This is a genomic window from Kitasatospora sp. NPDC059577, assembly GCF_042735475.1.
Classification (GTDB): Bacteria; Actinomycetota; Actinomycetes; order Streptomycetales; family Streptomycetaceae; genus Kitasatospora.
In genome coordinates, this window is record NZ_JBHWBZ010000067.1 from 6,783 (window position 1) to 13,529 (window position 6,747).

Sequence of the window (6,747 nt, forward strand, 5' to 3'; positions counted from 1 at the left end):
CTCGCCCGCCCCGCTGGGGCGCGTCTGGGCGGCCCCCGCCCGCCCCCCCCCCGCCCGCCCGCCCCCCCCCCGGCCCCCCCCCCCCGGGCCCCCAACTCCTCGTGACAGCACCGAGAGCCAGAGGAGCGAGTCTTGACCGATGTGCAGTCCGACCGCGACGTACGGGACGGAGTCGACGCACTCCTCGACCGGTACGCCGGCCTCTCCGCACGCGACCACTGCGTCGTCGTCTTCTCTCCGGACAGCCGGGAACCGGCCGCCTGGCTGGTCGCCGGACTCAAGCAGCGCGGGCTGAGTGCCCAGGTCATCGGCATGCGCCCGCTGGTGGACTACGGCTTCGCCGCCCGCCTCAAGGCCGCCGTGCCGGACCCGGAGTCCTTCACCGGCCGGCTCGTCGTCTTCACGCTCGAACGCGACACGATGTCCCACTTCGCGCAACTGCTGCACGTCATGCAGCAGTTCGGCAGCGACCGGTGCATGGTGGTGCGCATCATCAGCGCCTCGCGGGAGTTCTTCGAACAGGCCCTCAAGCTCGGTCCCGAGGAACTCAGCGCCCGCAACGCCACACTGCTCACCCGGCTGACGAAGGCCCGCAGCGTTCGGGTCCGCAGCAAGGGCGGCACCGACCTGCGGATCCGGCTCGACGCCGGGCGCTACGACTGGATCAGCAACCGCGGCGTGTGGCGCCCGGGCGGCTTCACCATCCTCCCGGCGGGGGAGATCGCCACCTACCCGGCCGGCATCGAGGGCCGGCTGGTCGCGGACGGCGCGCTCAACTGCAACGTCATCACCCGGATCGACACCCGGCTGGGCGCCCGGCCGCTCACCGTCGACATCGCGGACGGGCGCGCCACCGGGTTCTCCGGCGGCTCCGACGAGGTCCGCGAGCTGGTGGAACTCTGCTTCAGGCAGCCGCACGGCACCCGGGTGGGCGAGCTGGGCTTCGGCACGAACTCCGGCATCGGCCTCTTCATCCCGGCCAACTCGCACATCAACGAGCGACGGGTCGGCGTGCACATCGGATTCGGACAGCACAACCAGGACCGCGCCGTGGTCGGCTACGAGGAGAAGGTCCACCTCGACCTGATCACCGACGGCGCCGAGCTCCACATCGACGACGACACCGAACCCGTCGACCTGGCGGACCTCCGGGTGACCGGTGCCGAACACCCCGCCCTGGTGCGGGACGAGGACATCACCGGTGACTGCTGCGGGTTCGGCTACGGAGAGCTGACGGACCCGGTGGCGGCGAGCGCGATCGGCTGAGCATGCCCGACCCGAAGACCGCGCTGACCGGCAAGCCGGCCGGCAGCGCCATGGAACTGCGCGACTTCCGATTCCTCTGGGCCGGCCAGGCGGTCAGCGCCGTCGGGGACCAGCTCTTCAACGTGGCCGTCTCCCTTCGGGTGCTCGAACGCGGCGGCGACGCCGGCGACGTCGGGCTGGTGATCGGCGCCCGGATGCTCGCCACGGTGCTGTTCGCGCTGCTCGGCGGTGTCTGGGCGGACCGGGTGCCCCGCCGGCGGGCGATGGTCATCGCCGACGGGTTCCGGCTGGTCGCCATCACGGTCGTGGTGCTGGGGGCGTTCGACACGGCGACCCTCTCCCTGGCCGTGATGACCTTCCTGGTGGGCAGCGGCGAGGCGTTCTTCCGCCCCGCGTACGGCGGACTGGTGCCCTCCCTCGTCCCCGAGGACCGGCTGCTCAGCGCCAACGTGTGGCGCGGCAGCACCGAGAGCGCCGCCGCCGTGATCGGGCCGGCGCTCGGCGGCGTGCTGGTGGCCACCGTCGGCACCCGGGTGGCCTTCGCCGCCAACGCGGCCACCTTCGCGGTGAGCCTGCTGTGCGTCCTGGCCGTCACCGAGCCGCCGGTGCGACGGCCGCAGGCCCGCTCCTCGATCCTCCGGGAGGCCAGGGAGGGGCTGGCGGCGGTGCGCCGGGTCCGCTGGACCTCGGCCCTGCTGGCGATGACCGCCGTGCAGACCATGCTGGTCGTGGCGCCGCACATGGTCCTGCTGCCGGTCATCACCCAGGAGAGGTTCGCGGGGCCCTCCACCTACGGCCTGGTCATCGCCATGTTCAGCCTGAGCGGCTTCGTCGGCACGATCGTCGTCGGGCGGATCAGGCTGAAGCGGCCCGGATCGAGCGCGATGGTCTTCAACGCGCTCTTCACCACAGTGCCGCTGGTGCTGCTCACCCCGTTCTCGCTGGGGTGGGTGGTGGCCGGCTACATGGTCGCGGGCTTCGCGATGATGCCCTTCAACACCCTCCTGCACACCGCGCTCCAGCGCCAGTTCGCCCCGTCGATCCTCGGCCGGGTCAGCTCGGTCGACTGGCTGTGCAGCCTCGCCCTGCTGCCGCTCGGCCTGGCCCTGATCGGGCCGCTGGCCGACGCGGTGGGCCGCACGACCGTGCTCGCCGTCGCCGCGGTCGTCCAGCTCGGCACCGCACTGCTGGCGCTGACCGTGCCCGGTGTGCGCGATTTCCACCAGGAACAAGAGCCCGTTCTCGAAGACGCGGAGGTATGACATGGCGCTGGAGAAGCTCCTCGACGACCCGTCGAAGCTGTCGTCCATACGGGACGCGGAGCCCTACGTCAGCCGGGACATGGGCGCACTGGACGACGTGTTCTCGACGGAACTCGCGCAGCGGCTGCTCTTCGAGCGCGGACTGCGCACCCCGTACGTCAGACTGTGGCGCCACGGCCAGGACATCGGTGTCCGCAACGCCGCCAAGCCCGGGGACGACGGCTCCGACGAGCGCCGGGTGCTGTCCGGGCTGGTGGACCCGCGGTACGCGGTGTCGCAGATGGGACAGGGCGCGACGCTGGTCTTCCAGGCGATGTCCACCTACTGCCCCGAGGTGGAGGCCTTCTGCACCGAACTGTCCGGCGAGATCGGCGTCCCCGTCGCCGCCAACGCCTTCCTGACCCCGCCGCACTCCAAGGGTGCCGAGGCGCACTACGACCTGGCCAGCATCTTCCTGCGGCAGCTGGCCGGATCCAAGACCTGGCGGCTGCACGAGCCGCCGATGAAGTGGCCGGTCAACCGGTCCAAGCCGGGCGTGACCCCGAGGACCCCGCTGGCCCTGGAGGTCACCCTGCACGCCGGGGACTGCCTCTACCTGCCGCGCGGCTTCTACCACGAGGGCACCACCGACGACGAGGGCTCCGTGCACATCGCGTTCTCCGACGGCGTGGAGGACACCTGGACGCAGATCCTGCACGACGTCCTCGACCTGGCGGTCGAGCGCAGCGCGGCCCTGCGCGGGCGGCTGCCCAGCAAGGCCGAGGCGATGAGCGGACAGTCGAAGGAGATCTGGCAGGAGGTCCGCAAGGACGTCTTCCACACCCTGGAGAACCTGGGTGACGAGGTGGTCTCCGCCCTGATCGTGCGTCGGCTCCAGGCCCGCGAGCAGCAGCTCAAGCGGGCGGAGGAGTCCTCGCTCACCGAGATCCTGGGCGTGGCACCCACCCCGGGCGAGGGCTGATGGGCACCGGACAGGACGAGGCCGTCCGGGTCGGCATGACCCCGGACGGTACCGCGGCCCTCGTCCGCAGCTACCACCGGGAGGTCGTGCGCCGCCTCGGACCGCTGCCGGACGGCGCCCCCGCGCCCGCTTGCCTGCACCCCGGCCTGGTCTGGGCCGCCGACCGGCCGGCCACCGGGGCCGGCACCCCGGGCGACCCGGCGGACGGCCCCGCGGCGGCGCCGGACCCCGCCCGGATCGCCGGGCTGCTGCGGGAACCGGCCACCACCGGCCTGATGCCCCCGCTGCGCCACCTCACCCCGGACGGCACGGCGGCCGACCCCGACTGGTGCCGCTGGGGCACCGGACAGCTGCGGGCCGACATCCGACGGACCGGCGGCACCGGCGACGCCGACTTCGGCACGCTCGACCCGACCGAGGGCATCGCCACCCTGGAAGCCGCCCGCACGACCCTGCGCAGGGTCTGGCCGGAGGCCGCCCTGGAGACGGCCCTGCTGGTCCGGGTCATCGTGCACGTGCGCGGCGGCGCCTTCCGCTCCGCCACCCTGCGCCCGACCTTCGGCGCCGTCTACCTCGGCACCTCCAGCGTCGCGAGCCCCGCCGCCGCCTTCGAGGCGCTCCTGCACGAGACCGGCCACCACGCGCTCTACCTGCGGAACGTCTTCGAGCGGTACGTGACCAACGGCGACGTCCTGGTGAGCCACCCGCTGCGCCCCGATCCGCGACCGGTCACCGGGGCCGTGCACGCCGCGCACGTGCTGGCCCGGATGGCGCACGGACTCGCCCGCTGGGCGGCCGAGCCGGGCGCGCCGCCGGAGGCCGCCGAGCGCCGTGACGATGCCCTGCGGCGGCTCCGCGGGACGATCGCGGCGCTGGAGCCGGTCGCCGAATGGACGGACGGAGGCCGGCGGTACTTCGACGACCTGCTCCGCTGGGAGAAGGAGCTGACGGCGGCCCACCCGCTCTGACGGCCCACCCGCTCCGGCGGTCCGCCCGCTCCAGCAGCCCGCCCCGGGGTCAGGGGCGGGCCGGCCGCGCCCCCACGACGAGCCACTGGGCCGGGAGGTCGATCCGCCGGCCGTCGGGGGCGGACTCGGTGGTGGCCAGCGGGAGGTCCCCGGAGTCGAGGACGTCGAGGCCGGCCGCGTGGAAGAGCCCGGCGAAGGCCGCGTCGGGGACCTCGCCGGGGGCGAGGCCGTGCGCGAAGACCGGGCGCAGCTTCGGCGGCGGCCCGGCAGGGCCGTGGGCGAGTTCCGCCAGGAACTGCTTGGCGGAACCGCGGAGTTCGACGACGAAGGCCCGGCCGCGCCCGCCGACCAGCATGGCGACGGCCTCGGCGACCGGGCGGCGGTCGGCCGGCTCGCTCTGGTGGATCACGCCGCGCACGTAGACGTTGGCGTCGCCGAGGCGGTCGTGGAGCGCCCGGACGGCCTCGGTGTCGGTGGCGTCCAGCTGGGCGAACTCGGCCCGCCGGGCCGGATCCCGGCGCCGGGCGAGGTCGAGGGCGGCGACGGACAGGTCGACCCCGAGGACCCGGTCGAAGCGGCCGGCGAGGAATCGGGTCTGGGTGCCGTTGCCGCAGCCCAGGTCGACGACGGGCAGCGCCGGGTCGGTGACGTGCGGAGCGAACAGCGCGAGGTGGCGTTCCGCGGTGAGGGAGGGCTCCGCGTCCCAGATCACCGAGCCCGGTTCCTCGGGCGCGTCGCGCCAGAAGCCCTCCCAGGCGTCCCTGTACCGACTCGTCACGCTCATGGCGGAGACCTCCGGGTGTCACGCACAGTGTCGGGACCGTGTCTATCGGTCCCCGGCGGAAGCGGCAAGCACCGTTCGGCGCACCACGGGATCAGGTCCCGGCGCGGGCCCGGCGCAGCAGGTACGCCCCGGACGCGGCGGCCAGGGCGGCCATGCAGGCGGTGAAGACCAGGCCGGCCTGGGCGAGGCCGATCGGACCGGTGAGCAGGCCCACCCCGATGACCGGGATCGAGATGCCGAAGTAGGCGACCACGAACAGCATCGACAGGGCGCCGCCGCGGTGCTCGGCGGGGCTCGCGGCGGCGATCTCGCCCACGGCGCCGCGCAGGCCCATGCCCTGGCCCGCGCCGCCGACGAGGGCGGCGAGCACCATCGGCGGGAGCGTGGTCCGGGCGAGCGAGACGGCCAGCAGGGCCAGTCCGGCGATGAGCACCAGGCAGCCCAGCGGGATCGCCCGGGCGGTGCCGAGCCGGGGCACCAGGAGCTGGCCCAGGGTGGAGGCGAAGAAGGCCGTGAAGACGATCAGGCCGACGACCGCGTGGTTGTGGACGTCCAGCTCGGTGGCGAGGAAGGCGGGGCTGACGGAGGTGAAGACGCCCAGCAGCGAGAAGCCTGCGAACGCGGCGATCCCGGCCGGGACGAAGACCCCTCGGACCTCCGGCGGCAGGGACGGCCGGACGGGCCGGGCGGTGCGCAGCGGGCGGGCCCCGGTGACCGTCTCCGGCAGGCGCAGGGTGAGGGCGAAGGACACGGCCAGCAGCACCAGGTGCACGACGAACGGCAGGACCAGCGGGTCGGGCGCGTACTCGGCGAGCAGGCCGGAGAGCAGCGCCCCGCAGCCGAGGCCGCCCATGTTGGCGGCGGTCGCGACGAAGCCCGCGCGGGCCCGGCTCGCGGGCGGGGCGAGCTCCAGCACGTAGGCGGTGCCGGCGCCGGTGAACAGACCGGCCGAGAAGCCGGACAGCAGGCGGCCCAGGCAGAGCAGCGGCACGTCGTCCGCGGCCAGGAAGACGACGGCGCTGCAGGCCGCGAAGCCGAGCGCACCGAGCAGGACGGGGCGGCGTCCGACGGTGTCGGAGACGTTGCCGACCAGCAGCAGGACGCCGATGACGCCGAAGGCGTAGACGGCGAACACGACCGTCACCGTCAGCTCGGAGAAGCCGATCTCCTCCTGGTACAGCCCGTAGAGCGGGGTGGGCAGCGTGGTGCCCATCATGCAGACGGCGAAGGCGGCGGCGGCCACGAGGTAGCCGAAGCGGCCTGCGGCGGGCCGGGCGGTCCGACGGTCGGTCATCCGACCACGATAGGCACGCCGTCGGGCCGGCCCCGCGCCGTGCCGGGGCGTGCTGCGCCGAATGGCGGCCGTCGCCCGGGACGTCCCGGACCTGTGGGACCGTCCCGACCGAGGAGGAGCGCCGTTCCCTGTTCACCGGTGGTGCCGGCCCCGCCGTCCGGGCCGCGTGACGGCGGGGCCGGGGGGGCCCCCCCGGGGGGGGGGGTGGGCGC

6 protein-coding genes are annotated in these 6,747 nt (G+C 74.2%); 4 read left to right on the plus strand and 2 right to left on the minus strand.

The annotated features are described in order from the left end of the window. The first annotated feature begins 132 nt into the window (after positions 1–132). The 4 genes from ACFV0O_RS35090 to ACFV0O_RS35105 are packed head-to-tail and all read left to right on the plus strand — an operon-like array spanning position 133 to position 4,457. Positions 133–1,266 (plus strand): hypothetical protein, encoded by a 1,134-nt coding sequence (locus ACFV0O_RS35090; RefSeq protein WP_380347955.1) that lies wholly within the window; start codon positions 133–135, stop codon positions 1,264–1,266. 2 nt (positions 1,267–1,268) lie between these two features. Next, positions 1,269–2,528, plus strand: a complete 1,260-nt coding sequence (locus tag ACFV0O_RS35095) for an MFS transporter (protein ID WP_380347956.1) — start codon at positions 1,269–1,271, stop codon at positions 2,526–2,528. A gap of 1 nt (position 2,529) precedes the next feature. After that, the gene (locus ACFV0O_RS35100) at positions 2,530–3,489 is read left to right on the plus strand and encodes a JmjC domain-containing protein (protein ID WP_380347957.1); all 960 of its coding nucleotides are present in this window, start codon (positions 2,530–2,532) and stop codon (positions 3,487–3,489) included. Further along, positions 3,489–4,457, plus strand: a complete 969-nt coding sequence (locus ACFV0O_RS35105; protein WP_380347959.1) for an aKG-HExxH-type peptide beta-hydroxylase — start codon at positions 3,489–3,491, stop codon at positions 4,455–4,457. Before ACFV0O_RS35100 ends, ACFV0O_RS35105 begins: the two co-directional genes overlap by 1 nt. A 49-nt stretch (positions 4,458–4,506) precedes the next feature. Here the strand turns inward: ACFV0O_RS35105 and ACFV0O_RS35110 are convergent, their stop codons facing one another. Beyond that, positions 4,507–5,241 (minus strand): class I SAM-dependent methyltransferase, encoded by a 735-nt coding sequence (locus ACFV0O_RS35110; protein ID WP_380347961.1) that lies wholly within the window; start codon positions 5,239–5,241, stop codon positions 4,507–4,509. Positions 5,242–5,332: 91 nt separating this feature from the next. Then, positions 5,333–6,535 (minus strand): MFS transporter, encoded by a 1,203-nt coding sequence (locus ACFV0O_RS35115; protein WP_380347963.1) that lies wholly within the window; start codon positions 6,533–6,535, stop codon positions 5,333–5,335. Positions 6,536–6,747 lie beyond the last annotated feature (212 nt).

Coding starts and splice junctions, on each gene's coding strand:
- ACFV0O_RS35105 (WP_380347959.1), top strand. CDS start 3,489: ATGGGCACCGGACAGGACGAGGCCGTCCGGGTCGGCATGACCCCGGAC.
- ACFV0O_RS35115 (WP_380347963.1), bottom strand. CDS start 6,535: ATGACCGACCGTCGGACCGCCCGGCCCGCCGCAGGCCGCTTCGGCTAC.
- ACFV0O_RS35095 (WP_380347956.1), top strand. CDS start 1,269: ATGCCCGACCCGAAGACCGCGCTGACCGGCAAGCCGGCCGGCAGCGCC.
- ACFV0O_RS35100 (WP_380347957.1), top strand. CDS start 2,530: ATGGCGCTGGAGAAGCTCCTCGACGACCCGTCGAAGCTGTCGTCCATA.
- ACFV0O_RS35110 (WP_380347961.1), bottom strand. CDS start 5,241: ATGAGCGTGACGAGTCGGTACAGGGACGCCTGGGAGGGCTTCTGGCGC.